General features: G+C 68.8%; 24 protein-coding genes. 15 read left to right on the forward strand and 9 right to left on the reverse strand.

Annotated features, from left to right (window positions below):
* Window positions 1-8: 8 nt before the first annotated feature.
* Complete coding sequence (locus BR07_RS0118430) at window positions 9-1,133, reverse strand: ArsA family ATPase (RefSeq protein ID WP_027506684.1); 1,125 nt, start codon at window positions 1,131-1,133, stop codon at window positions 9-11.
* Window positions 1,130-2,176 carry an ArsA-related P-loop ATPase gene (locus tag BR07_RS25430; RefSeq protein ID WP_307109624.1) on the reverse strand — a complete coding sequence of 349 codons (1,047 nt, stop codon included), beginning with the start codon at window positions 2,174-2,176 and terminating at the stop codon, window positions 1,130-1,132. The genes BR07_RS0118430 and BR07_RS25430 overlap by 4 nt, the downstream gene beginning before the upstream one ends.
* Before the next feature lie 41 nt (window positions 2,177-2,217).
* Between BR07_RS25430 and BR07_RS27445 the strand changes: the two genes are divergently transcribed.
* Entirely contained in the window at window positions 2,218-2,382 is a 165-nt protein-coding gene (locus BR07_RS27445) for a hypothetical protein (protein WP_197027831.1), read from the forward strand.
* A gap of 1 nt (window position 2,383) precedes the next feature.
* Window positions 2,384-2,845 (forward strand): RidA family protein, encoded by a 462-nt coding sequence (locus BR07_RS0118445; protein WP_027506685.1) that lies wholly within the window; start codon window positions 2,384-2,386, stop codon window positions 2,843-2,845.
* 10 nt (window positions 2,846-2,855) lie between these two features.
* Here the strand turns inward: BR07_RS0118445 and BR07_RS0118450 are convergent, their stop codons facing one another.
* Window positions 2,856-3,740 carry a Gfo/Idh/MocA family protein gene (locus BR07_RS0118450; protein ID WP_027506686.1) on the reverse strand — a complete coding sequence of 295 codons (885 nt, stop codon included), beginning with the start codon at window positions 3,738-3,740 and terminating at the stop codon, window positions 2,856-2,858.
* 62 nt (window positions 3,741-3,802) lie between these two features.
* Between BR07_RS0118450 and BR07_RS0118455 the strand changes: the two genes are divergently transcribed.
* Window positions 3,803-4,603: an MBL fold metallo-hydrolase gene (locus tag BR07_RS0118455; protein ID WP_027506687.1), complete on the forward strand. Its 801-nt coding sequence runs from the start codon at window positions 3,803-3,805 to the stop codon at window positions 4,601-4,603.
* On the opposite strand, the gene BR07_RS0118460 is transcribed toward BR07_RS0118455, so the two are convergent.
* Both BR07_RS0118460 and BR07_RS0118470 read right to left on the reverse strand, forming a co-directional pair.
* The gene (locus BR07_RS0118460; RefSeq protein WP_027506688.1) at window positions 4,600-5,274 is read right to left on the reverse strand and encodes a Crp/Fnr family transcriptional regulator; all 675 of its coding nucleotides are present in this window, start codon (window positions 5,272-5,274) and stop codon (window positions 4,600-4,602) included. The genes BR07_RS0118455 and BR07_RS0118460 overlap by 4 nt on opposite strands.
* 149 nt (window positions 5,275-5,423) lie before the next feature.
* Complete coding sequence (locus BR07_RS0118470; RefSeq protein WP_027506689.1) at window positions 5,424-5,696, reverse strand: hypothetical protein; 273 nt, start codon at window positions 5,694-5,696, stop codon at window positions 5,424-5,426.
* Window positions 5,697-5,880: 184 nt separating this feature from the next.
* Between BR07_RS0118470 and nth the strand changes: the two genes are divergently transcribed.
* The 6 genes from nth to BR07_RS25435 all read left to right on the forward strand — a co-directional run bounded on the left by nth (window position 5,881) and on the right by BR07_RS25435 (window position 11,529).
* The gene (nth, locus tag BR07_RS0118475) at window positions 5,881-6,567 is read left to right on the forward strand and encodes an endonuclease III (protein WP_081821412.1); all 687 of its coding nucleotides are present in this window, start codon (window positions 5,881-5,883) and stop codon (window positions 6,565-6,567) included.
* On the forward strand, window positions 6,564-7,229 hold the full coding sequence (locus tag BR07_RS0118480; RefSeq protein ID WP_037186491.1) for a TlpA family protein disulfide reductase: 666 nt from the start codon (window positions 6,564-6,566) through the stop codon (window positions 7,227-7,229). The genes nth and BR07_RS0118480 overlap by 4 nt, the downstream gene beginning before the upstream one ends.
* The gene (locus BR07_RS0118485) at window positions 7,226-7,921 is read left to right on the forward strand and encodes an NUDIX hydrolase (RefSeq protein ID WP_027506692.1); all 696 of its coding nucleotides are present in this window, start codon (window positions 7,226-7,228) and stop codon (window positions 7,919-7,921) included. Before BR07_RS0118480 ends, BR07_RS0118485 begins: the two co-directional genes overlap by 4 nt.
* A complete protein-coding gene (locus BR07_RS0118490; protein ID WP_027506693.1) occupies window positions 7,918-9,108 on the forward strand; it encodes a MarP family serine protease in 1,191 nt (396 codons plus the stop codon). The genes BR07_RS0118485 and BR07_RS0118490 overlap by 4 nt, the downstream gene beginning before the upstream one ends.
* Before the next feature lie 251 nt (window positions 9,109-9,359).
* Window positions 9,360-10,487, forward strand: coding sequence for a GGDEF domain-containing protein (locus tag BR07_RS0118495; RefSeq protein WP_155957104.1), 1,128 nt, complete (start codon window positions 9,360-9,362; stop codon window positions 10,485-10,487).
* Window positions 10,488-10,503: 16 nt separating this feature from the next.
* Window positions 10,504-11,529: an Rv1355c family protein gene (locus BR07_RS25435; protein ID WP_037186579.1), complete on the forward strand. Its 1,026-nt coding sequence runs from the start codon at window positions 10,504-10,506 to the stop codon at window positions 11,527-11,529.
* Here BR07_RS25435 and BR07_RS0118505 read toward each other — a convergent pair.
* Window positions 11,517-12,491, reverse strand: a complete 975-nt coding sequence (locus BR07_RS0118505; protein ID WP_027506695.1) for an alpha/beta fold hydrolase — start codon at window positions 12,489-12,491, stop codon at window positions 11,517-11,519. The genes BR07_RS25435 and BR07_RS0118505 overlap by 13 nt on opposite strands.
* A 24-nt stretch (window positions 12,492-12,515) precedes the next feature.
* On the reverse strand, window positions 12,516-13,046 hold the full coding sequence (locus tag BR07_RS25440; RefSeq protein ID WP_051613563.1) for a phage holin family protein: 531 nt from the start codon (window positions 13,044-13,046) through the stop codon (window positions 12,516-12,518).
* 356 nt (window positions 13,047-13,402) lie between these two features.
* Between BR07_RS25440 and BR07_RS0118515 the strand changes: the two genes are divergently transcribed.
* A complete protein-coding gene (locus BR07_RS0118515; protein ID WP_037186585.1) occupies window positions 13,403-14,695 on the forward strand; it encodes an MFS transporter in 1,293 nt (430 codons plus the stop codon).
* A gap of 69 nt (window positions 14,696-14,764) precedes the next feature.
* On the opposite strand, the gene acs is transcribed toward BR07_RS0118515, so the two are convergent.
* Window positions 14,765-16,732 carry an acetate--CoA ligase gene (gene acs, locus BR07_RS0118520; protein WP_027506697.1) on the reverse strand — a complete coding sequence of 656 codons (1,968 nt, stop codon included), beginning with the start codon at window positions 16,730-16,732 and terminating at the stop codon, window positions 14,765-14,767.
* A gap of 429 nt (window positions 16,733-17,161) precedes the next feature.
* Here acs and BR07_RS0118525 point away from each other — a divergent pair, with 429 nt between their 5' ends.
* The 5 genes from BR07_RS0118525 (at window position 17,162) to BR07_RS0118545 (ending at window position 23,188) form a co-directional block, all read left to right on the forward strand.
* Window positions 17,162-18,778, forward strand: a complete 1,617-nt coding sequence (locus tag BR07_RS0118525) for a peptide ABC transporter substrate-binding protein (RefSeq protein WP_027506698.1) — start codon at window positions 17,162-17,164, stop codon at window positions 18,776-18,778.
* Window positions 18,779-18,864: 86 nt separating this feature from the next.
* Window positions 18,865-19,788 carry an ABC transporter permease gene (locus BR07_RS0118530; RefSeq protein WP_027506699.1) on the forward strand — a complete coding sequence of 308 codons (924 nt, stop codon included), beginning with the start codon at window positions 18,865-18,867 and terminating at the stop codon, window positions 19,786-19,788.
* Window positions 19,789-19,793: 5 nt separating this feature from the next.
* Entirely contained in the window at window positions 19,794-20,720 is a 927-nt protein-coding gene (locus BR07_RS0118535) for an ABC transporter permease (protein ID WP_051613564.1), read from the forward strand.
* A 5-nt stretch (window positions 20,721-20,725) separates the two neighbouring features.
* Window positions 20,726-22,414, forward strand: coding sequence for an ABC transporter ATP-binding protein (locus BR07_RS25445; RefSeq protein ID WP_037186494.1), 1,689 nt, complete (start codon window positions 20,726-20,728; stop codon window positions 22,412-22,414).
* Between the two features lie 21 nt (window positions 22,415-22,435).
* The gene (locus tag BR07_RS0118545) at window positions 22,436-23,188 is read left to right on the forward strand and encodes a hypothetical protein (RefSeq protein WP_027506701.1); all 753 of its coding nucleotides are present in this window, start codon (window positions 22,436-22,438) and stop codon (window positions 23,186-23,188) included.
* A 376-nt stretch (window positions 23,189-23,564) separates the two neighbouring features.
* Here the strand turns inward: BR07_RS0118545 and BR07_RS0118550 are convergent, their stop codons facing one another.
* Window positions 23,565-24,380, reverse strand: a complete 816-nt coding sequence (locus BR07_RS0118550; protein WP_027506702.1) for an HAD-IB family hydrolase — start codon at window positions 24,378-24,380, stop codon at window positions 23,565-23,567.
* Between the last annotated feature and the right edge of the window lie 133 nt (window positions 24,381-24,513).

Consider the following 24,513-nt stretch of genomic DNA (forward strand, 5'->3'; position numbering starts at 1 on the left):
GCAGAGGCTCAGGCGGTGCCGGTCAGCTGATCGGCGACGGCACGCAGTGCGTCGAGATCGGACACCTCGAACGGCAGCGAGGGCACCCCCACGACGGGAACACGGGGGTGAGCGGCGGTGAAACGACGCAGCAGTCCGATCTCGCGCTTCGCGGTGACGGCCCGATGCGCGTGCACGCGAAGCACTCCCGCGGCCAGAGCGGCATCGGGGGTGCCTTCGGCGTCCAACTGGTCGGCGGCCGTGACGGCGTGGTCGGACGGCAGCGAACTCAGCGTCGGGTGCGTGCGGTTGAGCACCAGTCCAGCCAACGGCATGCCGTCCTCGGACAGGCGGGTGACGAAGAAGGATGCCTCCCGCAGCGCGTCGGGCTCCGCGGCCGCGACGACGACGAAATGGGTTCCGTCCTGACGCAGCAGGTCGTACGTGTGGCGCGCACGTTCGCGGAAGCCACCGAACATCGAGTCCAGCGACTGCACGAAAGCGGAAGCGTCGGAGAGCATCTGGCTGCCGACGATGGACGAGACGCCGCGCATCGCGAGACCCACGGCGCCGGTGACCACTCGGCCCAGCCCGCGACCCGGGGCCATCAGCAGCTTGATCATGCGACCGTCGAGGAACGACCCCAGACGCTGTGGGGCGTCGAGGAAGTCCAGCGCGTTGCGCGACGGCGGCGTGTCCACGACCACGAGATCCCAGTCACCGCTGGCGGCGAGCTGCCCCAGCTTCTCCATCGCCATGTACTCCTGCGTCCCCGAGAAGGACGACGCCACAGTCTGATAGAAGGAATTGTTCAGGATCTGCCGGGCCTTCTCCGGCGTCGAGTGCTCCATCACCATCTCGTCGAACGTCCGACGCATGTTGAGCATCATCGCGTGCAGTTCGCCGGTGGCGCCGGGCCCGAGGGCGACCGGCTGCGGAGTGTTGTCCAGCTCGCCGACGCCGAGAGCCTGGGCCAGGCGCCGTGCGGGATCGATCGTCAGCACGACTACCCGGCGCCCGTTCTCGGCTGCCCGCAACGCCATCGACGCCGCGGTGGTGGTCTTGCCGACACCGCCGGAGCCGCAGCACACGACGATCCGCGACGACGGATCGGTCAGGATGGACCCGATGTCGAGAGTGGGAACGGTGCTCATCGCACTCCCTGTTCCGTGAGGTGGTGGGCGAGCTCGTACAGTCCGCCGAGGTCCATGCCGTCGGCCAGAGCCGGGAGCGTCAGGCGCGGCACCGCGAGGTCACCGAGACGCTGTTCGCTCTCGCGCTGGGCCGCGAGCCTCGACGCGTGCTCGATGGACTCGGTCAGCAGGCCGGCGAAGTCGTCCTCCGACAGCGTGATTCCGGCATCGGCGAGTTTCTTCTCGATCGCGGCGGCGTCGAGGTTCCCGGAGGCCGCCTCGGCGAGCGCCTCCGCCGGAAGGAACGACTCCTCGGTGCGGTTGACGACCACGGTGCCCAGTCGGAGATCGGCCGCTGCGAGTTCCGCAGCAGCATCGGCGGTCTCCTGCACCGGCAGCGCCTCGAGCAGCGTCACCAGGTGCACCAGTGTCTGCTCGGAGTGGAGCAGCTTCACCACACCCTCGCTCTGCGATCGCACCGGGCCGGTCTTGGCGAGGTCGCGCATCGCCGTCGTCACATCCAGGAAGCTCCCGATCCGCCCCGTCGGCGGCGAGTCGACGACGATCTCGTCGTAGAGCAGCCGACCGTTCTTCTCGGTGCGGACCGCACGCTCCTTCACCTTGCCGGTGAGGAGTACGTCGCGCAGACCGGGGGCGATGGTGGTGGCGAACTCGATGGCTCCCACCCGCCGCATCGCCCGGCCGGCGAAGCCGAGGTTGTAGAACATGTCGAGGTACTCGAGGAACGCGGTCTCGATGTCGATGGCCAGCGCGTACACCTCACCACCGCCGTCGGCGGAGGCCACCTTGGTGTCCACCGGGCTCAGCGGGGGGACGTCGAAGAGCTGGGCGATGCCCTGGCGTCCCTCGACCTCGACCAGTAGAACCTTGCGCCCACCTGCGGCGAGGGCCAGGGCGAGCGCGGCGGCGACGGTGCTCTTGCCCGTCCCACCCTTGCCCGAGACGAAGTGCAGTCGAGCGCGGTCCGCTTCGGGCGGCCATCCTCGCTCCGCCTGAGGGGACGATCCGGTGGGGTGCGACGTCGCACCTGCTGTCTCCGACACGTCCTCGACCTTACTGACCCGGTGCGCTATAGGCTCCTGCCATGAGCGCATCGACGACGTGGGAATACTTCACCGCACCCCTGCTGATCCACAACACCAAGGCCATCCTCGACAACTTCGGTGCCGACGGCTGGGAGCTGGTCACGGTCATGCCCGGCCCCACCGGCGAGAACCTGGTCGCCTACTTCAAGCGCCCGAAGAGCTGACATGGGTGTGACGGAGAAGCTCGCCGAGCTCGGGCTGACCCTTCCGCCCGTCGTGCCGCCGGTCGCGTCCTACGTTCCCGCGGTGCGGTCGGGAGATCACGTCTTCACCTCGGGTCAGCTGCCCATGGTGGACGGCGCGCTGACCGCCACCGGCAAGGTCGGGGCCGAGGTGTCGGCCGAGGACGCGACCGCCGCCGCCCGCGTCTGTGCGTTGAACGCACTGGCCGCGATCGACGCGCTGGTCGGCATCGACTCCGTGGTCCGCATCGTCAAGGTCGTCGGATTCGTCGCGTCGGCACCGGGATTCACCGGTCAGCCCGGCGTGATCAACGGTGCGTCGAACCTGCTCGGGGAGCTGTTCGGCGACGCCGGCATCCACGCTCGGTCGGCTGTCGGAGTCGCCGAGCTGCCCCTGGGCGCAGCCGTCGAGGTGGAGATGATCGTCGAGGTCGCACCCGCCTGACGGGTGTGCGTCACCGACCGCTCGCCACGAGGGTCCGGCACTGCTCGATGACGCGCTGCAGAGCGAGTCCGCGATGTGCCGAGCACTCGTGGCGGGTGCCGGTCCGGACGGACTCCAGGAACTCGTCGAGCAGTACCGCGTAACACCGGTCGGGTGGCGTGGTGCGGTCCGACAACTCGACCAGGCCGCCCGGTCCGCTCGCGCCGACCCGCAGCACCGACGGGCGCACAGGCGTCCGCATGGACAGCGTCACCAGGCTCGTCCGGACTCCGGCGGTGCTCCCGTGCTGCAGAGCCAGCGACCACGTGTCGGACGCGTTGTCACGCCTCGCCCACGCCACGGACACGACCGGTCCGAGCACCTCCATCGCGAGATCGAGAACGTGCGGGCCGACGTCCATGAGGGCGCCGCCCTCCTGCCGCCACGTCGAGCCGGCGTACTCGCCGCCGAGCAGGGCGCCGGACAGCCAGGTCGCCGTCACGGTCGCGACCTCCGTGTCGCGCACGGCGTCGAGGAATGCTCGGGTCTCGGGTGCGAAGCGACGCGTCAGCGTGACCATCGACGAGACCCCGGCCTCGTCGATCGCGGCCACGAGAGTGGCCGCATCCGCCGCAGAACCGGCGATCGGCTTGTCCAACGACACATGTCGACCCGCGGCAGCCGCCCGACGGGCGAGATCGAACTGCACCTCGGGGGGTACCGCGAACGCGACGGCGTCGACGGAGTCGATCAGTGCATCGACGTCGTCGACGTACGGCACCTCGGGAGCCGTCTGTGCCGCGGCGTCGGGACGGCGGGCCCAGATGCCGGCGAACTCGATGTCGGGATGCGCGGTGAGTGCGGGTGCCGCGGCCTGACGAGCCCAGGGTCCGGCACCGATCAGACCGATTCTCATGGTGCGAGCCTAGGTTCTGTCCCTGTCGGCACCGAACCTCCGTCGGCTGGCACAGTGGTCGCATGGCGGAGAAGGATCCCACGGCATCGGAGAAGCACCCCGCGTACGGACGGCTGCGGCGCGTGACGTCGACCGCGTCCGTCCTCCTGGCCGAGAACCCCGGGAAGATGACGCTGGACGGCACGAACACGTGGATTCTGCGAGCCCCGGGGCACGAGCAGTGCATCGTGGTCGATCCGGGCCCGCGCTCCCGGTCGCACGTCGACCGCATCGCGGCGCAGGGACGCGTGGCGCTGATCCTGATCACCCACCGCCATCACGATCACACCGGCGGTATCGCCCGACTGCACCGGTCGACGTCCGCGCCGGTGCGCGCGGTCACGTCCACGTACCTCCGAGGTGACGCCGCGCCGCTGGTGGACGGCGAGGTCATCGCGGCCGCCGGGGTGGAACTCACCGTCGCGGCGACACCGGGCCACACCGCCGATTCCGTCAGCCTGGTCCTCGACGACGCGGTGCTGACCGGGGACACCATCCTCGGTGCCGGATCGACCGTCCTGGACGGGAAGGACGGGGATCTCGGTGACTACCTGGCCTCACTCGACCGACTGGAGCAACTCGGTGAGGGACGCGTCGCGCTGCCCGGCCACGGGCCGGACCAGCCCGACACCGCGGTGCTCGCCCGCGCCTACCGGGCCCATCGCGAACAGAGACTCGACCAGGTGCGGGCAGCGCTCGACGTCCTCGGACCCGACGCCACCCCTCTGAAGGTGGTGCGTCACGTCTACGCGGACGTCGACAAGAAGCTGTGGCCCGCGGCGCGGATGTCGGTCAAGGCCCAGCTGACGTATCTGCGCAGTTAGCGTGCGCGCCGGGCGAGTCGCTCGGAGTCGGAGATGAGCACGCTCTTGCCCTCGAGGCGGAGCCAGCCGCGGTGCGCGAAGTCGGCGAGCGCCTTGTTCACGGTCTCGCGAGAGGCGCCGACGAGCTGAGCGATCTCCTCCTGCGTGAGGTCGTGGACGACGCGCAGCGAGCCGGCCTCCTGGGTGCCGAAACGCTGTGCGAGCTGCAGCAGTGCCTTGGCGACGCGGCCGGGAACATCGGTGAAGATGAGGTCGGCCAGGCTGTTGTTGGTACGACGCAACCGGCGGGCGAGCACCCGGAGCAGCTGCTCGGCGATCTCGGGGCGCTGATCGATCCAGGCCTTCAGGGCGTCGCGATCCATGCTCACCGCGCGCACCTCGGTGACCGTGGTGGCGGTGGAGGTGCGGGGGCCGGGATCGAAGATCGAGAGCTCACCGAACATGTCGGACGGACCCATGATGGTCAGGAGGTTCTCGCGACCGTCGGGGGAGCGGCGGCCGAGCTTCACCTTGCCGCTGACGATGATGTACAGCCGATCGCCGGGCTCACCCTCGTTGAAGACCACGTGGCCACGCGGGAAATCGACCGGTTGCAGCTGCTTGGTCAGCGCCGACACCGCAGACGGCTCGACCCCCTGGAAGATGCCGGCTCGTGCCAGTACCTCGTCCACGTGTACTCCCTTGCCCTGAAAGATCGGCAGATCTACGAATGTGTCGTCTTCATGTGTCCGGTCGGAGTCTACGTCGCCGTGCGGCCACAGGAGTGATCACAGCCACCCTCGACGCGTCGGCGTCGGACCGGGGCCGTGTCGGCGGGTGCTCAGCTGGCGCGGCGTGCCCTGTCGTCGAGAAGAGCGACGTCCTCCTCCATGACGTCGCCACCGCGGCGACGTCGGGTGCGGAACCGTGCGAGGGCGTTCGGGAAGCCTTCCGCGGCCAGGGTGGCGACCTCGGCGGAACTGGCGGCGTCCAGGAATTCCTGAACCTCCTGCTCGCGGACTCCTGCGCGGTTCAGCCGCGCCTCGAAGCGCTCCATGGCGAGGGCGAACAGCATCAGCAAGACCGGGAACAGAACCACAGCGAGTGCTTGCATACCGAGGAGTAAACACTGTCGACGTCTCGAAAAGAACACGGCGGGGTCACCGGTGCGGACACGACCGGAGCGTGCTGTCGGGGGCGTTCCGTAGAGTCGTGGCGTGCAGAAATCAGCCGCCGGTCCCTCTCACGTGGGCAAACGAGACGAGTCCGCCCTCGCGCTCACGCGCCGGGCACGCCGGATGAATCGCGACCTCGGCGTGGTCTTTCCGCACGTCTACTGCGAGTTGGACTTCACCACCCCGCTCGAGCTCGCGGTGGCCACCATCCTCTCCGCGCAGTGCACCGACAAGAGGGTCAACGAGACCACGCCGGCACTCTTCGCGAAGTACCGGTCGGCGCGCGACTACGCGGAGGCCGACCGGACGGAGCTCGAGGAGTACATCCGGTCCACCGGCTTCTACCGCAACAAGGCCAACTCCCTCATCGGGCTGGGCCGCGAGCTCCTCGAGCGGTACGACGGTGAGGTTCCCGCCTCGCTGAAGGAGCTGGTGACGCTGCCCGGTATCGGGCGCAAGACGGCCAACGTGGTCCTCGGCAATGCGTTCGACATTCCCGGCATCACCGTCGACACCCACTTCGGCCGACTCGTCCGCCGCTGGGCCTGGACCGAGGAGGAGGATCCGGTCAAGGTCGAGCACGCCATCGGTGCGCTGATCCCGCGCAAGGAGTGGACGATCCTGTCCCACCGCGTGATCTTCCACGGCCGCCGCGTGTGCCATTCGCGGACGCCGGCGTGCGGTGTCTGCCTGCTGGCGAAGGACTGCCCGTCGTACGGGCTGGGGCCGACCGACCCCGTCAAGGCCGCGGCATTGGTGAAGGGGCCGGAGACGGACCACATCCTCGCCCTGGCCGGCATCGAGACGTGAGCAGGTCGTCCGCGGCGAGGTGGAGCCTGGCCGCGCTCGTGGTGGTCGTCGCCCTCATCGTCGCCATCTGGCCGCGCGGGGACGATCCGACGGGACCGGCGAGCTTCGCCGACTACCGCGACACTTTCGGCGCGGCGCCCACCGACGACGCGACGGACACGGAGCTGGCCCCCTTGCGCACCGAGGCCGCGCTCGCCGCGTGCCCCGTGCCGGCGGCCGGCGCCCAGGCGCCCGCCGGCCCACTGGCGGGTCTGCGCACCACCTGCCTGGCCGACGGAGCGCCGGTCGATCTCGGTGCGGCCGTCGCCGGCACGCCGACTCTGCTCAACCTGTGGGCCTACTGGTGCGGCCCGTGCGCGGAGGAACTGCCGTATCTGCAGCAGTACGCCGAGCGTGCGGGCGGTGCCGTTACCGTGGTGACGGTGCACGAGGATCCCCGCCAGGGCAACGCCCTGACCCGACTGGCCGAGTACGGCGTCCGACTACCCGGCGTGCAGGATCCGTCCGCTGCCGTCGCCGCTGCCGTCGGAGCTCCGGCCGTGTTGCCCGTCAGCGTGCTGCTCGCCGCCGACGGATCCGTCGCCGCGGTTCTCCCGCAGCCGTTCCGCTCCGTCGACGAGATCGCGGACGCCGTGCGCACCCACCTCGGAGTCTCGGCGTGACGGATCCCGCGGGCACGCCGCCGTGGCTGTCCCGTCTGGCCGCCGTGCACACCGTGCGCGACGACGCGAGCAACCCGGTGATCGCCCGCCACGCACCGGACGGGGCGACGGGCAGACCGGCCGCGGTGTTGGTGCTCTTCGGCGGGCGGCCCGACGCGGCGGAGTTGCCCACCGACGCCACCGTGCTGCTGACCCAACGCGCGTCCTCGCTGCGGCAACATCGCGGTCAGGTCGCTTTTCCCGGCGGCGCGGCCGATCCCGGCGACGACGGATCCATCGGCACCGCTCTGCGGGAGGCGCAGGAGGAGACCGGGGTGGACCCGGACGGCGTGGAGCCGCTCACGGTGCTCGACTCCATCTTCGTGCCCCCGTCGGGCTTCGAGGTGACACCGGTGATCGCGTACTGGCGCGTCCCGAGCGAGGTGTTCGTCGTGGACACCGCCGAGACGGAGCGTGTCGTCGCCGTGCCGCTCACCGATCTTCTCGATCCGGTCAACAGATTCGTGGTGCGCCACCCCCTCGGTTATCGGGGCCCGGCGTTCGCAGTGGGAGGAATGCTCGTGTGGGGTTTCACGGCCGGAGTGCTGTCCGGCGTCCTCGAGACGGCGGGCTGGGGTGCCCCCTGGGACACCGAGGACGTCCGGGACCTCGAGACGTCGCTCGCCGCCGTCGGTGAGGAGTTGCACCCGTGACGGGATCGACCTGGCTCGACATCGGTGTGGCACTGGTGGCGTTGCTCGCCGCGTCGTCGGGGTGGCGGCAGGGCGCGGTCGCGTCCGCCTTCGCCTTCTTCGGTGTCGTCCTCGGTGCCGTCGCGGGCATCCTGCTCGCACCGCGCGTCCTCGACCACGTCGAGGAGGGGCGGATGCGCGTGCTCGTCGGCGTCGCCCTCATCGTCGTCATGGTGATCGTCGGCGAGATCGCGGGCATGGTGTTGGGACGAGCGTTGCGCAGCGGGATCCACAGCCCGGCGGCGCGCTCGGTGGACAGCGTCATCGGTGCCGGTCTGCAGGCGGTGGCCGTGCTCGTCGCGGCCTGGTTGCTGGCCGTCCCGCTCACCGCGGCGTCGCAACCGCAGATCGCCGCCGCCGTGCGCGGATCGTCGATCCTCGGCGCCGTGGACGACGTGGCGCCCGAGTGGGTCCGCGAGATCCCCAACGAGTTCTCGGCTCTGCTCGACACGTCGGGTCTCCCCGACGTCATCGGACCCTTCGGCCGCACTCCCGTGGCCGAGGTCGGTCCGCCGGATCCCAGCGTGCTGGCGTCGCCGATCGCGGCAGACCTCCAGGACAGCGTGCTGCGGATCCGCGGTATCGCCGAGAGCTGCCAGAAGGCGCTCGAGGGCTCCGGTTTCGTCATCGGGCCGGGCCGTGTCATCACCAACGCGCACGTCGTCGCCGGCACCTCGTCGGTGGCCGTCGACACCGTGGACGGCCCGCTCGACGCGGAGGTCGTCCTGTTCGATCCCGCCGTCGACATCGCGGTGCTGAACGTGCCGGATCTGACCGCCGACGTCCTGCCGTTCGCGACGGGGCGCGCGGAATCGGGAACCGACGCGGTGGTGCTCGGGTATCCCGGCGGTGGCCCGTACACGGCATCGTCCGCGCGGGTGCGCGAGACACTGAACCTCACCGGGCCGAACATCTACCGCACCGGGACGGTGGACCGGGAGGTCTACACCGTGCGCGGATCGATCCGTCAGGGCAATTCCGGCGGACCGCTGGTGGCCACCGACGGCACGGTTCTCGGCGTCGTCTTCGGCGCCGCCGTCGACAACTCCGATACCGGATTCGTGTTGACCGCAGCAGAAGTCGCCGACGAGGTGGCAACGGGGCTGCAGAACGGGCAACCTGCCGGTACGGGATCCTGCGTCGGGTGAGGATGCATCGGCTGTCACGCCGAGGAGCGCCCGCACCGCGTACCGTGATCACGAAGGTGGCGAGGAGACGACGTACTCCGCGTCCCCGGCTCGACGGGGGGAGCATCGATGGGGGTACGTCGACGCCGTGACGTGGCGATCACGACACGGGTTGTTCGAGGGGCGCGCGACGTGTGTCCGCTTGGTCCGACGGTTCCCGGGGAATCATCCGACGGTCTGCGGCGCGCGGACACGGGATGTGACGGGTGACGGTGACGACGGGAGACGAGGCGAGGATGGGCCGCCGCGGCGGTCGGCAGCTGACGGCGGCCGGCAACTACTTCGACACGCGGTCGAAGGCGGTCATGGCAAGTGCCTCGGGGGCGCTGCCCCTGCTCGTCATCGCGATTCTCCAGCCCACGTTCCTGCGGCCGGGCACGCTGCCGCTCCTGGCCGTCATCGTCGCGTTCACCGTGGTCACCGTGGGCATCACCCTGCGTGCCGGTCGTCTGTCCGACCGGCAGTTCACGGTGCTGGGGTCGGGTGGCATGGTCGGCGTCGCCATCTCCGCCTATCTGATCGCCGATCCGTCGGGGTCGCGCGCGGTCACGGCGATGCTGGCCGTCGTGCCCGCCATCGCGGCGTCCGGATCGCCGCCCAAGGTCACGATCTCGCTCACCGGCGCCGCGGTGATCATGGCGACGGCACTGAGCATCAACGGCTCCGAGGGCGCGGTGCGGTTCGTCGCGGCCGGCGCCGCGGTCACCACCGTGGTGGTGCCGGCGGTGTTGATCGCCACCATGCGCAGCTCGCTCGAATCGGTGACAGCCCGCCTCGAGACCCTGGCGAACACCGATCCGCTCACCGGCCTGCTCAACCGCCGCGGCATGTTGCCGCGGGTGAGCGCCATGCTCGCAGAGGCATCGGAGAAGTCCGACGCCATCGTCGTCTCGCTCGTCGACGTCGACCACTTCAAGTCCGTCAACGACACTCGCGGTCACGCGGCCGGTGACGTCGTGCTCACCACGGTCGCCGAGGCGATCGCCGCCTACGTTCCCGAGGACGCGGTGGTCGCCCGGCTGGGCGGGGAGGAGTTCCTGGTGCTCGGCCTCAGCAAGTCCGTCGCGGGGCTCGAGGAGAAGGTGCTCGAGAGCGTCCGCTCCGCGTGCGACGTCACCGTCAGCATCGGAGTGGCGCAGGCGAACGTGGTGTTCGACGAGAGGGGCGGCAACGACGTCGAGGCCACCCTCGACCGACTGACCTACGCGGCCGACCGCGCGCTGTACGCGGCGAAGACGGCGGGCCGCGATCGAGTGGCATTCGCGATGGAGGACGTCGTCCGGTGGTCACCGACCCTGACGCCGGTGCAGCGCCGCGACAAGACGGAACCCCTCCCGTGACGGCAGAGGAGTGAGCATGAGCGAGCACCGCGTCCTGGATCCGACCGACCTCGGCGATCACGAGGTTCTCGATCGACTGATGTCCGAGATCGGGGACGACGCGATCCTGGACACCACCGCCGAGCAGCTCCAGTCGCTCGACGCACTGCTGCCCACTCCGTCGTCCGAGCTCCTGGACGAGCCGACCCGGTGGGTGCACTACCCCTGGCGTCGCTCGCTCGTGCGGGTGCTCGGTCCGCGCGGGTTCCGGTTGCTGCGCCTGGACCGGAACCGCAACAAGATCACCGTGGACGAGCAGGATGCTGCGCGGCGCCTGCGCGTCGGCGTCGTGGGTCTGAGCGTCGGCCACGCGGTAGCGCACACCCTCGCTCTCGAAGGGCTGTGCGGCGAGCTCCGGTTGGCCGACTTCGACGATCTGGACCTGTCGAATCTCAACCGTGTGCCCGCGTCGGTGTTCGACCTCGGCGTCAACAAGGCGGTGCTGGCGGCTCGCCGCATCGCCGAACTGGATCCGTACCTCGAGGTGACGACGTTCCCGACCGGGATCGACGAGGCGACCACGGACGCCTTTCTCGCCGACCTCGACATCGTCGTCGAGGAGTGCGACTCGATCGACGCGAAGGTGTTGGTGCGGCAGGAGTGCCGTCGCCGCGGGATTCCCGTGATCATGGAGACCAGCGACGGGGGCGTGCTCGACATCGAGCGCTACGACCTCGAACCCGACCGACCGTACTTCCACGGGTTGCTCGGCGACGTCGACGCCGCGGCGGTCGCGGGGATGACGCCGCGGGAGAAGGCGCCACTGGCGGGGCGCATCCTCGAGATGGAGCGCATCACGCCGCGCATGGCGGCATCGTTGCCGGACATCGGTACGACATTGTCGACGTGGCCGCAGTTGGGGAGTGACGTGGCTCTGGGCGGCGCGTCGGTGGCCGCTGTGGTGCGGTTGTTCGGGCGCGGGACACCGCCTCCGTCGGGACGCGTCCGTGTCGGTCTCGAGGCGATCATCGCGAGCACCCTCGTCGACCCCTACAAGGGCTGACCGCTCGCTCGGAGATGGCGCAGCAGAACGTCGGTGACCTCGTCCGGGCGTTCCTGGTGCACGTAGTGCCCCGATCCCGTCACGCGATGCTCCACGAGCTGCGGTGCCCAGTGGGAGTCGCGGCGCGCCGTTGTCGGCAGGACGTACGGGTCGGCGGATCCCAGGATCTGCAGCGCCGGTAGATCGACGGTCCGGTCGATCGCGGCGCGGAAGCGGCGACCGTCGGAACGGAACTGGCTGCGGAACGCCCAGCGCTGATACTCCAACGTGCTGTGTGCGACACCGGGGATGCGGACGGCCGACCGCATCCTCGACACGACGTCGCCGAACTCCGTGGACGACTGCCACTGCGCGGACGACCGGGCACGGACGAGTCGCTCCACCTCGGCACCGTCGTCGGCGACGAGCGTCTTCTCGGGTGTGAGCGGAACCTGGTAGCGCAGGAACGACGGCAGCAGCGCCGCGCGCTGCGCCGAGTCCCGTATCGCGGCCCGTCGCAATGAGATCGGATGCGGTGAGGCGAGCAGCGAGATCGAGCGAACAGCGCGAGGGTGCAGCGCTGCGGTCGCCCAGCACACGAGTCCGCCGTCGGCGTGCCCGACGAGATCCGCCTCGGAGTGTCCGAGCGCGCGAACGAGGCCGGAGATGTCACCGGCGAGGGTCCAGCCGTCGTAGCCGCGAGGCGGCTTGTCGCTGTCGCCGTAGCCCCGCAGATCTACTGCCACGGCGTGATAGCCGGCGGCGCCGAGAGCGGTCAGCTGGTGGCGCCACGACCACCAGAGGTCGGCGAAGCCGTGGACGAGAACGACCAGCGGCGCCGGCCGACTCGGATCAGGGCGTCCCGGGTCGGCGGACGCCGAGGTGTCCGCCTCGGCGATGTGGAACCGGATGCCGTTGGCGCGGATGTCGCGGTGCTGCCACGGGCCGGGATATCGGACGGTCGACGGGTCGGGTGCGGCCACTGTCGTCGGTACGCGGGCGCGGTGTCAGCGCGAGAGCGGGGCGCGCACGTCGAGCGCGTCCAGCTGCTTCTTCGGCGGTGCGCCGTCGCCCTGGCCCGGCAGCACCGAGGAGGCCGCCTTCAGCGAGTCGATGGTCTTCTCGGGCTTGCGCAGCTTCTTCACCCGGAGGTAGCCGAGGAACGCGAGCAGCGCCGTGATGACCACCATGATCAGGAAGACGATGAGGAACGCGAGCCACCGCGTGACCCACACGTTGAGCAGCTCGGCGAGGAAGAAGAAGAAGAAGAACGAGCTGAAGATCAGGACCGCGAGCGCGAGGATGAAGAGGACGCTGCCCTGCAGTCCCTTCTTGATCTCGCCGGTCACCTCGGCCTTGGCCAGTTCGACCTCGGCGCGGACCAACGTGGAGACCTGTGTCGTCGCGTCCTTGACCAGGGTGCCGATGCTGGCCGTGGCGGGGTTGCTGCGACTGTCGACGTCCGTCAGCGGGATCGAGGAGATACTGGCCGGAGCGGTCGTCCGACCGCTCGTGTCGGTGCCTCGGCTGCTGCTCACGTGCAAGTCCCTTCGAAGATGTTCGTCGCGCTCGACAGTGATCGTCCGGCGATACCGGCCAACCTTATGTCCTTACCCGTTCGGGGCTCACACTATCGCCGCCGGACGGGGCCGGTCCCGCCGGACGTCGGTCCCCGCGTGGTGAGCACTCACGAACCGAGTGGCCGGTATCGGCCCTCACGTCACGATGCGTCGGGTAACTTCCTGCTGACGAACCCGCCTCCCAACAGGAGAAACCCGTGACAAGCACTTCCGCGGACCGCGTTCCGAACCCCGACGGTTCGAACATCGCCGGTCCGGACTCCGGTCTCGATGCAGTGGACGGCGTACCTCGCAGTCGCATCGTGATCGCCTCGATGGTCGGAACCTCCATCGAGTTCTTCGACTTCTACATCTATGCCACCGCCGCCGTCCTCGTCTTCCCCCGGCTGTTCTTCCCCGCGGGCAACGACACGACGGCCCTGCTCGCGTCGTTCGCGACGTTCGGCCTCGCCTTCGTCGCGCGGCCCATCGGTTCGGTGCTGTTCGGACACTTCGGTGACCGCATCGGCCGGAAGGCGACCCTGGTCGGGTCCCTGCTCACCATGGGCGTCGCGACCTTCCTCATCGGACTGCTGCCGACGTACGACAGCGTGGGCATCATCGCCCCGATGTTGTTGGCGCTCATGCGTTTCACGCAGGGTGTCGGCCTGGGCGGCGAGTGGTCGGGCGCTGCACTGCTCGCCACCGAGACCGCCAAGGAGGGCAAGCGGGCCTGGGCCGCGATGTGGCCGCAGCTCGGTGCCCCCATCGGCTTCCTGATGGCCAACGGGATCTTCCTCATCCTGACGTTGTCGATGGACTACGACTCCAAGACGTCCGGATCGGACCACGCCTTCCTCACGTGGGGATGGCGTGTGCCCTTCCTGCTGAGCGCGATCATGGTGATCATCGGCCTCTACGTGCGACTCAAGCTCGAGGAGACACCGGTGTTCAAGCGCGCCGTGGCCAACGGCCAGCGCGTCAAGACGCCGGTGGCGGAGGTCTTCAAGACCAGTTGGCGTCCGCTGATCCTCGGCACGTTCGTCATGCTCGCGACGTACACGCTGTTCTACGTCATGACGACGTGGGTGGTCAGCTACGGCACCGGCAAGGTGGTCGATCACAGCGGTGTCGCCGTGACCATCGCCTACACGGACTTCCTGGGCCTGCAGCTCATCTCGGTGTTGTTCTTCGCCGCGTTCGTCCCGGTCTCCGGCTGGCTCGCGGATCGGTTCGGCCGCCGCATCACATTGATCTTCATCACGACCGCGATCATCCTGTTCGGCCTGTCGTTCAAGTGGTTCGCTGCTCCCGAGTCCGCCACCGAGAGCCGCATGCTGCTGTTCATGTGCGTCGGCCTGGCGCTGATGGGTCTGACCTTCGGACCGATGAGTGCTGTTCTGCCGGAGCTGTTCCCGACCAACGTGCGCTACACCGGATCGGGTATCTCCTACAACACGGCCAGCATCCTGGGAGCGGCCGTGGCGCCGTTCATCGCGACCTGGCTGGTGAACTCGTACGGCGTCGCGTGGGTGGGCGTGTACCTGGCCGTCGCCGCGGCACTGACGCTGTTCGCACTCGTCGTCATGAAGGAGACGCGCGGACGCGATCTCGACACCGTGTCCTGACGGACTGCCGACAGCAGAGAGGGGCTCGTGCACTCGGTGCACGAGCCCCTCTCTCTGCGTGACGCGTGGTTACTTCTGGCCGGCCTTGGCGATCGCGTCGAAGACGGCGGGATCGACGAGGGTCGAGGTGTCGCCCAGATCCCGGCCCTCGGCGACGTCGCGGAGCAGGCGGCGCATGATCTTTCCGCTGCGCGTCTTGGGGAGCTCCGGGACCACCGTGATCTGTCGCGGCTTGGCGATCGGCGAGATCTCCTTCGACACCTGAGCCTTCAGCTCGGTGATCAGCGCGTCGCCGGTGTTCTCGATGCCCTCGCGCAGGATGACGAAGGCGACGATGCCCTGACCGGTGGTCTCGTCCGCCGCGCCCACGACGGCTGCCTCGGCGACACCGGGGTGGGTCACCAGAGCCGACTCCACCTCGGAGGTGGAGATGCGGTGACCGGAGACGTTCATGACGTCGTCGACGCGTCCGAGGACCCAGAGGTCGCCGTCGTCGTCGAAGCGCGCACCGTCACCGGCGAAGTACCAACCCTCGGTGGCGTAGCGGGACCAGTAGGTGTCCTTGTAGCGGTCCATGTCGCCCCAGATGCCACGCAGCATCGACGGCCACGGCTCGTCGAGTACGAGGTACCCGTTGCCGCCGGGCCCGAGCATCTTCGCGTCGTCGTCCACGATGGCTGCCGAGATGCCGGGGAGCGGTGTCTGGGCCGATCCCGGCTTGGTGGCGGTGACGCCGGGCAGCGGCGAGACCATGATCGCGCCGGTCTCGGTCTGCCACCAGGTGTCGACGATCGGGGCGGTGCCGGCGCCGATGACGTCGCGGAACCAGCGCCACGCCTCGGGATTGATGGGTTCGCCGACGCTGCCGAGCAGGCGGATCGAGGAGAGGTCGTGTGCGTCGGGGATCTGTCGTCCCCACTTCATGAACGTGCGCACGAGCGTGGGCGCCGTGTAGTAGATGGTGACGCCGTACTTCTCGACGATGTTCCAGTGCCGGTGCTCGTCGGGAGAGTTGGGCGTGCCCTCGTAGACCACCTGCGTGGCGCCGTTGGCCAGCGGGCCGTAGACGATGTAGCTGTGCCCGGTGACCCAGCCGATGTCGGCCGTGCACCAGTAGACGTCCTTGCCCTGCTTGTGGTCGAAGACGTAGTGGTGCGTGTAGGCGGTCTGCGTCAGGTAGCCGCCGGAGGTGTGGATGATGCCCTTCGGCTTACCGGTGGTTCCCGAGGTGTAGAGGATGAAGAGCGGGTGCTCGGAGTCGAACGCCTGCGCCTCGTGCTCGGGGGAGGCGGACCCGACGGTGTCGTGCCACCAGAGGTCGCGTCCCTCGGTCCACTGCACGTCGATGTCGGTGCGCTTGACCACCAGGACGTGCTCGATCGACGCGGCGCCGTCCACGGCCTCGTCGACCGAGTCCTTGAGCGGCGCGGCCTTGCCGCGGCGCCACTGGCCGTCGGTGGTGACGACGAGCTTGGCCTCGGCGTCGTCGATGCGCGAGCGCAGTGCGGAGGACGAGAAGCCTGCGAAGACGACGCTGTGGGTCAGTCCGAGGCGGGCGCACGCGAGCATCGAGACGATGGCCTCGGGGACCATGGGCATGTAGATGGCGACGCGGTCACCCGAGACGAGCCCGAGATCGGTGAAGGCGTTCGCGGCGCGGCTGACCTCGGCGAGGAGGTCGGAGTAGGTGATCTCGCGGCTGTCCCCGGGCTCGCCCTCCCAGTGGATCGCCACCTGGTCGCCGCGGCCCTCGACCACGTGCCGGTCGACGCAGTTGTAGGCGACGTTCAGTTCACCGCCGACGAACCACTTCGCGACGGGGGCGTCCGACCAGTCGAGCACCTGCTCGAACGGCGTGTGCCAGTGCAACCGGTTCGCCTGCTCGGCCCAGAACGCGAGGCGATCCTCCTTCGCCGCCTGGTAGAGCTCGGATCCGGCGTTGGCCTGCGCGACGAAGTCGTCACTCGGGGGATAGGACACCGGGTGCTCCGATTCCGTGTCCCTGGTCGCGCCGTCGTCGGTCACGGTCTCGGTCATCGTGGTACCTGGCCCCTCTCGGAAAAGCTGGTGTGTCGGTTCGGTGTGTCGCGACTGTGAGGGTAGTCACGTGTGACCGGCGCCGCACCGTTGCAGAGGGCTGCGACCCGGGACGTGCGGCGAGAGGTGCGTTCTGCGCGACGGGCGGTGTGCAGCAGCGATGGATGGTGACGAGACACCAAAATCGCCTCTCATCAGGCTGTCTGACCGGTGAGGTCCAGTCCTGTCAGGTTACGTCCGTATTTCGGGGCGGACCCGGGTCGTTCCGATTTCGGGGGAGTGCACGACAGACCTTTGTGAGTGTGTCTAAAGTCAAGCAAATATCCGGGTCACGCCGGTCATCGCCCGTGGCCCACCCGACACCCGCGGACCACCCGCGGACGGTGCGTGCAGTCGACCCTGTTCGTGCCGGATTCGATGGAGGACATGTTGAGAGTCAAGAAGACGATCGCGGTGGTCTCGGTGGCCATCGCCGCCGTGGGCATGCTCGCGGCGTGTGGTGGCGGGGGTGGGTCCTCGAGCGCCGAGGGCACTTACAGCCTGTACATCGGCCAGCCCGAGAACCCGCTCGTTCCCGGTAACACCACCGAGAGTGAGGGCAACCAGGTCCTCAAGGCCCTGTTCACGCCGTTGGTGAACTACAACGACGAGAGCAGCGAGGTCGAGTACACCGGCGTCGCCGAGTCGGTCGAGTCCGACGACCAGCAGAACTGGACGATCAAGCTCAAGCCGGACTGGACGTTCCACGACGGCACGCCCGTCGACGCGAAGTCCTACGTCGATGCGTGGAACTACACCGCGCTGAGCACCAACGCCTTCGGTGCCTCGTACTTCTTCGAGAACGTCCAGGGCTACGACGATCTGCAGGCCGCCGAGGGCGCCGAGCCCACCGCGACCACGATGACCGGCCTCGAGGCCGTGGACGACACCACGATTCGCGTGGCTCTGAAGGAGCCCTTCGCGATCTACCCGGTGACCCTGGGCTACAGCGCGTTCTCGCCGCTGCCCGAGGCGTTCTTCACCGATCCCGACGCCTTCGGACGTCGCCCGATCGGCAACGGCCCGTTCAAGGCCGACGAGGACTTCGTCGAGGGCCAGGGCATCACCCTGACCAAGTACGACGACTACAAGGGTGAGAACCCGGCACAGTCGCAGGGCGTGCAGTTCAAGGTCTACACGGAGCTGAGCACCGGCTACACCGACGTTCAGGCCGGCGGCCTCGACGTCATGCTGGATCTGCCGCCGGACGCCTGGGCGACCGCACGTGACCAGTTCGGTGACCGGTACGGCGAGCGCGCTCGCCCCGACATCACCTCGCTCGCGTTCCCGACCTACGACCCGCGTTTCTCGGACCCCCGTGTGCGTGAGGCGTTCTCGATGGCGATCGACCGTCAGGCCATCACCGAGGCCATCTTCACCAACACCCGCACGCCGGCCACCTCCTTCGGTTCGCCCGTCGTCGACGGCTACCGGGACGATGCCTGCGGCACCAAGTGCGAGCTGAACGCCGCTCAGGCCAACACGCTGCTCGACCAGGCCGGCTTCGACCGGTCGCAGCCGGTGGAGCTGTGGTTCAACGCCGGTGCGGCACACGACACCTGGATGACCGCCGTGGGCAACCAGCTGCGCACCAACCTCGGAGTCGACTACGTGCTCCGCGGCGATCTGCAGTTCGCGCAGTACCTCCCGCTGCAGGACGCGCAGGGCATGACCGGTCCGTTCCGTTCGGGCTGGATCATGGACTACCCGTCGCTGTACAACTTCCTGTCGCCGGTCTACAGCTCGGCAGCACTGCCGCCGGCGGGCTCGAATGTCAGCTTCTACTCCAACCCGGAGTTCGACGCCGCCCTCTCGCAGGGCAACAACGCGGAGTCGATCGACGCCGCGACGACCGAGTACCAGCGGGCCGAGGACATCCTGTTCCGCGACCTGCCGGCCACTCCGCTCTTCTACGGTCTGAACCAGGCCGTGTGGAGCGAGCGGGTCGACAACGTCAAGATCGACCTGTTCGGTGACATCGAGGTCGCGGACGTCACGGTCAGCTGACCTCTCTCTCGACTCGGTGGGGCGCCGTGCAGACGCAGGGCGCCCCACCGACGCGTGAACCGTGAGACCCCGAAGAGGAGAACCCAGTGGGTCGCTTCATCACGCGCCGATTGCTGTTGACCATCCCGGTCCTGATCGGCGCCTCGTTCCTGATCTTCGCGATGGTGTACGCCCTTCCCGGTGATCCCATCCGCGCGCTCGCGGGCGATCGCCCGCTCGCCCCGGCCGTCGTCGCGCAGTTGCGTGCGCAGTACAACCTCGACGACCCGTTCCTGGTGCAGTACGTCAAGTACGTCGGCGGGCTCCTGCAGGGTGACTTCGGTACCGACTTCGCCGGGCGCCCGGTGCTCGACACCATCTCCCAGCGTCTTCCGGTGACGGTGCGGCTGACCATCGTGGCCATCGTCTTCGAGGCCGTCATCGGCATCGCGGCCGGTGTGCTCTCCGGTCTGCGCCGCAACTCCTTCTTCGACAACCTCGTGCTGGTGTCGACGACGCTGCTGGTGTCGGTTCCCGTGTTCGTCTTCGGCTTCGTCGCCCAGTACCTCTTCGGCTACAAGTTCGACCTGTTCCCCATCGCGGGTATCAACGACGGGTGGTACAGCTACCTGCTGCCCGGCCTGGTCCTGGCGTCGCTGTCCATGGCGTACGTCGCGCGTCTCACGCGGTCCGCGGTGTCGGAGGCCATGGCGGCGGACTACATCCGCACCGCCCGCGCCAAGGGCGTGGGGTACCGGCGCATCGTCCTGCGTCACGCACTGCGCAACAGCATGATTCCCGTCGTGACGTTCATCGGCGCGGACATCGGTGCGTTGCTGGGCGGCGCCATCGTCACCGAGTCGGTGTTCAACCTGCCGGGCCTCGGACGCGCGATCTTCGACGCCGTGCAGCGTCAGGAAGGCGCGGTGGTCGTCGGCATCGTCACGCTGATGGTCTTCTTCTACATCTTCTTCAACCTCGTCGTGGACGTGCTCTACGCGCTCCTCGATCCCCGAATTCGATACGAGTAGGCGCTATGACCAACGATGCACAGCATGTCGCCGCCGAGGGCGAGCCGGGCAACGTCGTGACCGGTGAGGCACAGGAGCTGGTCGGCCAGGCGAGCCTGTGGGGTAACGCGTGGAAGAAGCTGCGGCGCAGCGTTTTCTTCTGGTTCGGTGCCGTCATCACCGCGGTGCTCGTCCTGATGGCCGTGGTGCCCCAGCTGTTCGCTCGCGGGATCGATCCGCGCGCCTGCGACCTGTCGGACACCCGGCTCTCGCCGAGCTCCGAGCACTGGTTCGGAACGGACCTGCAGGGATGCGACTACTACGCCAACGTCATCTACGGCGCCCGCATCTCGCTGACCATCGGACTGCTCGCCGTCATCGGCGTGCTGATCATCGGCGTCCTGATCGGCGCGCTCGCCGGGTACTTCGGCGGCGTTCTCGACAGCCTGCTCGCCCGCTTCACCGACATCTTCTTCGGCATCCCGCTCCTGCTCGGCGCGTTGGTCCTGCTCACCGTCACCAGTGAGCGGACCGTCACCACGGTGGCGCTGGCCCTCATCGCCTTCGGGTGGATGACGGCCATGCGGCTGGTCCGCTCGTCGGTCATCTCGATCAAGCAGAGCGAGTACGTGCAGGCCGCACAGGCACTGGGCGCGAGCACGTTCCGCATCCTGGTCCGCCACATCCTGCCCAACGCCCTCGCACCCGTGCTCGTGTACGCGACCATCGCCGTCGGCACGTTCATCGCGGCCGAGGCCACGCTGTCCTACCTGGGTATCGGGCTGCAGTTGCCGGCGATCTCGTGGGGCCTGCAGATCAACCTCGGCCAGAACTACATCTCCACCTCGCCGCACCTGGTGCTCTTCCCCGCCGGGTTCCTGTCGGTGACCGTGCTGGCCTTCATCCTCATGGGCGATGCGCTGCGAGATGCGCTCGACCCGAAACGGAGCTGACGGACATGAGTGACGACAAGACCGGCCCGATTCTCGGAGTCTCGGATCTGACGATCGACTTCGAAGTCGACAAGACCTGGCGCACCGCCGTGCGCGACGTCTCGTTCGACCTCGCTCGCGGCGAGATCCTCGCCATCGTCGGCGAATCGGGCTCGGGTAAGTCCACCACCGCCATGGCGGTGCCCGGCCTGCTGGCCGACAACGCCCGCGTGAGCGGCAGCATCACGCTCAACGGTCGCGAACTGATCGGCCTGAAGGAACGTGAGCTGAACTCGGTGCGCGGCAAGGACATCGCCGTGATCTTCCAGGAGCCGATGACGGCTCTGAACCCCGTCTACACCATCGGGTGGCAGATCACCGAGGCCATCCGCGCGCACAGCGAGCTCAGCAAGGCGCAGGCCAAGGACCGTGTCATCGAGCTGCTGCGGCTCGTCGAGATGCCGGAGCCGGAGAAGCGCGTCAAGTACTACCCCCACCAGTTGTCCGGTGGCCAGCGCCAGCGCGCGATGATCGCCCAGGCGTTGGCATCCGAGCCGTCCGTGCTCATCGCGGACGAGCCGACCACGGCACTCGACGTGACCGTGCAGGCCGAGATCCTGCAGCTCATGCGCGACCTCCGCGGTCGGGTCGACGCGGCGATCCTGCTCATCACCCACGACATGGGCGTGGTCGCCGACATGGCCGACCGCATCCTCGTCATGCGCGGTGGCGACATCGTCGAGCAGGGCACCTCCGGCGACATCTTCCATCGTCCCGATCACGCCTACACCCGCGAACTCCTGGCCTCCGTGCCCCACCTCGGTTCCCGGACCGGGCAGGCGGGCACCGACGACACCCCCGACGTGCGGTACGCGCTCGAACTCGTCGACGCCGTCATCGAGTACCCGGGTTCGCGTCGCTCCGGTGGCTTCCGCGCGGTCGACGGTGTCAGCCTCACCATCGAGCCGGGCGAGGTGGTCGGTCTGGTCGGTGAGTCCGGATCGGGCAAGTCGACCATCGGCAAGGCAGCAGTCGGCCTGCTCAAGCTGCATTCGGGGTCGTTGTCCATCGCCGGAACGGACATCACGTCGATGTCGACCCGCGACCTGCGTCCGGTGCGCAGCAAGGTCGGCATCGTGTTCCAGGATCCGGGTTCGTCGCTGAACCCGCGGTGGCCCATCGGCCAGTCGATCGGCGAGCCGATGCTGCTGCACACCGAGATGGACCGTGGTCAGCGCAACACCAAGATCGAGGAGTTGCTCGATCAGGTGCACCTGTCGCGGGACATGCGCAACCGCTACCCGCATCAGCTGTCGGGTGGTCAGCGCCAGCGTGTCGGCATCGCCCGCGCCCTGGCTCTCGAACCCACCCTCCTCGTCGCCGACGAGCCGACGTCCGCGCTCGACGTGTCCGTACAGGCCAAGGTGCTCGAGCTCTTCCAGGAGCTGCAGCGGGAGTACGGCTTCGCATGCCTGTTCATCAGCCACGACCTCGCCGTGGTCGAGGTGCTGGCTCGCCGCATCGCCGTCATGAATGCGGGCAAGCTGGTGGAGTTCGATCGGACCGACACCATCCTGCGCTCGCCGGCCGACCCGTACACGAAGCGGCTGCTCGCCGCGGTGCCCGTTCCGGACCCGGAGCAGCAGGCCGTCCGGCGCCGCGAGCGTGCCGAGTTGATGGCTGCCGAGCGGAACGCCGGATCCGCCGCGACGTAGGACCACCGATAGCCTGACCGGATGACCAGCTCAGCCACAGATCCCCTCGGCCCGATCCTGGAGCTCGAGGGGGTGCGCGACGCCGCCGAGCGAGCGCGGAACGCGCTGGGCGAGGTGCACCGGCACAAGGCCAACCGGCGCGGATGGAAGGCGACGGCAGCCGAGGCGGCGGTCCGGGCCGCGCGCGCCTCCGCCGCGATGGAGGGTTCCTCCACGGCGATGCCCGAGGACGGTGAGGCCGCCCCGCCCCTGCTCGCCGGCGCGCTCCGGGTGGCCCAGGCTCTCGACGGCGACTCCCTGCCGATCATGGTGGGCGTCTGGCAGCGGGCGCCGCTGCAGGCACTCGCGCGGCTGCACCTCCTGGCCGCCGCGGACCTGGCGACGACACAGGACGATCTCGGACGACCCCGTGCGGACGCAGCCGACCGCCTCGCGTTCCTGGCGGATCTCGTGACCGGTGCCACGAAGGCGCCCGCCCCGGTGCTGGCCGCCGTGGTGCACGGAGAACTGTTGGCGCTGAGGCCGTTCGGCACGGCCGACGGCATCGTGGCCCGGGCGGCCTCGCGGCTGGTGGCCGTGTCCACGGGCTTCGACCCCCACAATCTCGGGGTCCCGGAGATCAGTTGGGCGAAGCGGCTCGCGGCGTACCGCACCGGCGCCGACGGTTTCGCCCGCGGCACCGAGCAGGGCGTGGGGAGCTGGGTGCTGTTGTGCTGCGGCACCTTCGAGGCCGGAGCAGCCGAGGCGACCACCATCGCGGACAACTCCGTCTGACGCATGAAACGGGCGACGCTGCCGAGTTCTCACCTCGACGACGTCGCCCGTCAGCACGAACGTCGGTTACCAGGCGTGCAGAGTGGGTTGCGGCGGAGCGGACTCCGCGAGGCCTCGGCGAGAAATCGTGCGCCCGGGACTCGTGTCCGCAACCAGTGCGAAGTTCTCATCCCTGATGCGCGACTTTCGCAGGCCCACAACGCTTGTGCCATCATAGCGGCGCGCTACGCGTGGGTACTGATCGGTCGTGCTGGGGAAAGCCCGGCTGGGAGAGCGATCCTTCTCTTCCGGCCCGCTCTTGGCCTTCCGTCTTCCCGTACGACCATTTGTACTCTGTGACTCGCGCCACAGCAAGGGTTTTGCGAACCCGATCGATTCAGCGTCGCCGACGCAGCAGCGTGTACGTCGCGGCGCCCGCGGCCAGGGCGCCGAACGAGACGGCGGCCATGCCGGCCACCGTGCCCGACGACGGGGCCTGGAACCGGGCACGCAGCGAGACCGGGTCGGAGAACGTGAGGATCGGCCATCCCCTGGCCGACGCCTCGCGGCGCAGGCCTCGATCCGGGTTCACCGCGGTGGGATGTCCGACCGCGTCGAGCATCGGCAGATCGGTGATCGAGTCCGAGTAGGCGTAGGACCGAGACAGGTCGTATCCCTCGCGCTCGGCCAACTCCTCCATGGCGGTGACCTTGCCGGGCCCGTAGCAGTAGAACGAGAGCTCGCCCGTGTACTTGCCGTCCTCGACGGCCATCCGGGTACCCATGTCGTGGTCCACGCCCAGAGCCTCCGCGATGGGCGCCACGACCTCCTCGCCGGAGGCCGAGACGATGACGACGTCGTGGCCGCGCAGCTTGTGGTCGGCGATGAGGTCGGCAGCCTCGGCGAAGACCAGCGGATCGACGATGTCGTGCAACGTCTCGGCGACGATGGCTCGGACCTGCTCGACGTCCCAGCCGGTACACATGTTGGCGATGTGGATGCGCATCCGTTCCATCTGGTCGTGATCCGCGCCCGACACCAGGAACAGGAACTGCGCGTAGCTGCTCTTGAGCACGCTCCGGCGGTTGATGAGACCCCCGTCGAAGAAGGGCTTGCTGAAGGCCAGCGTCGAGGACTTGGCGATGATCGTCTTGTCCAGATCGAAGAACGCGGCGACGCGGCCGGGGGCGTCCGGGCGGAGGGGTGTGCTCACCCCGTCAGCCTAAGGGTGCCCGGAGGTGGATCGCGGGTCACGGTGTCTCCACCTGCTTCGACGGCGCGACGGACCGACGGTCGTCCGTGTCGGTGCGGGTGGTCGGCGGTGTAAGATTTCGACTACCCGGTCG

It is taken from the genome of Rhodococcus sp. UNC23MFCrub1.1, assembly GCF_000686025.1.
In the GTDB taxonomy this organism is placed as follows: Bacteria; Actinomycetota; Actinomycetes; order Mycobacteriales; family Mycobacteriaceae; genus Rhodococcoides.

Coding starts and splice junctions, on each gene's coding strand:
- BR07_RS0118430 (WP_027506684.1), bottom strand. CDS start 1,133: ATGAGCACCGTTCCCACTCTCGACATCGGGTCCATCCTGACCGATCCG.
- BR07_RS27445 (WP_197027831.1), top strand. CDS start 2,218: ATGAGCGCATCGACGACGTGGGAATACTTCACCGCACCCCTGCTGATC.
- BR07_RS0118445 (WP_027506685.1), top strand. CDS start 2,384: ATGGGTGTGACGGAGAAGCTCGCCGAGCTCGGGCTGACCCTTCCGCCC.
- BR07_RS0118450 (WP_027506686.1), bottom strand. CDS start 3,740: ATGAGAATCGGTCTGATCGGTGCCGGACCCTGGGCTCGTCAGGCCGCG.
- BR07_RS0118455 (WP_027506687.1), top strand. CDS start 3,803: ATGGCGGAGAAGGATCCCACGGCATCGGAGAAGCACCCCGCGTACGGA.
- BR07_RS0118470 (WP_027506689.1), bottom strand. CDS start 5,696: ATGCAAGCACTCGCTGTGGTTCTGTTCCCGGTCTTGCTGATGCTGTTC.
- nth (WP_081821412.1), top strand. CDS start 5,881: ATGAATCGCGACCTCGGCGTGGTCTTTCCGCACGTCTACTGCGAGTTG.
- BR07_RS25435 (WP_037186579.1), top strand. CDS start 10,504: ATGAGCGAGCACCGCGTCCTGGATCCGACCGACCTCGGCGATCACGAG.
- BR07_RS0118515 (WP_037186585.1), top strand. CDS start 13,403: ATGGTCGGAACCTCCATCGAGTTCTTCGACTTCTACATCTATGCCACC.
- acs (WP_027506697.1), bottom strand. CDS start 16,732: ATGACCGAGACCGTGACCGACGACGGCGCGACCAGGGACACGGAATCG.
- BR07_RS0118535 (WP_051613564.1), top strand. CDS start 19,794: ATGACCAACGATGCACAGCATGTCGCCGCCGAGGGCGAGCCGGGCAAC.
- BR07_RS25445 (WP_037186494.1), top strand. CDS start 20,726: ATGAGTGACGACAAGACCGGCCCGATTCTCGGAGTCTCGGATCTGACG.
- BR07_RS0118545 (WP_027506701.1), top strand. CDS start 22,436: ATGACCAGCTCAGCCACAGATCCCCTCGGCCCGATCCTGGAGCTCGAG.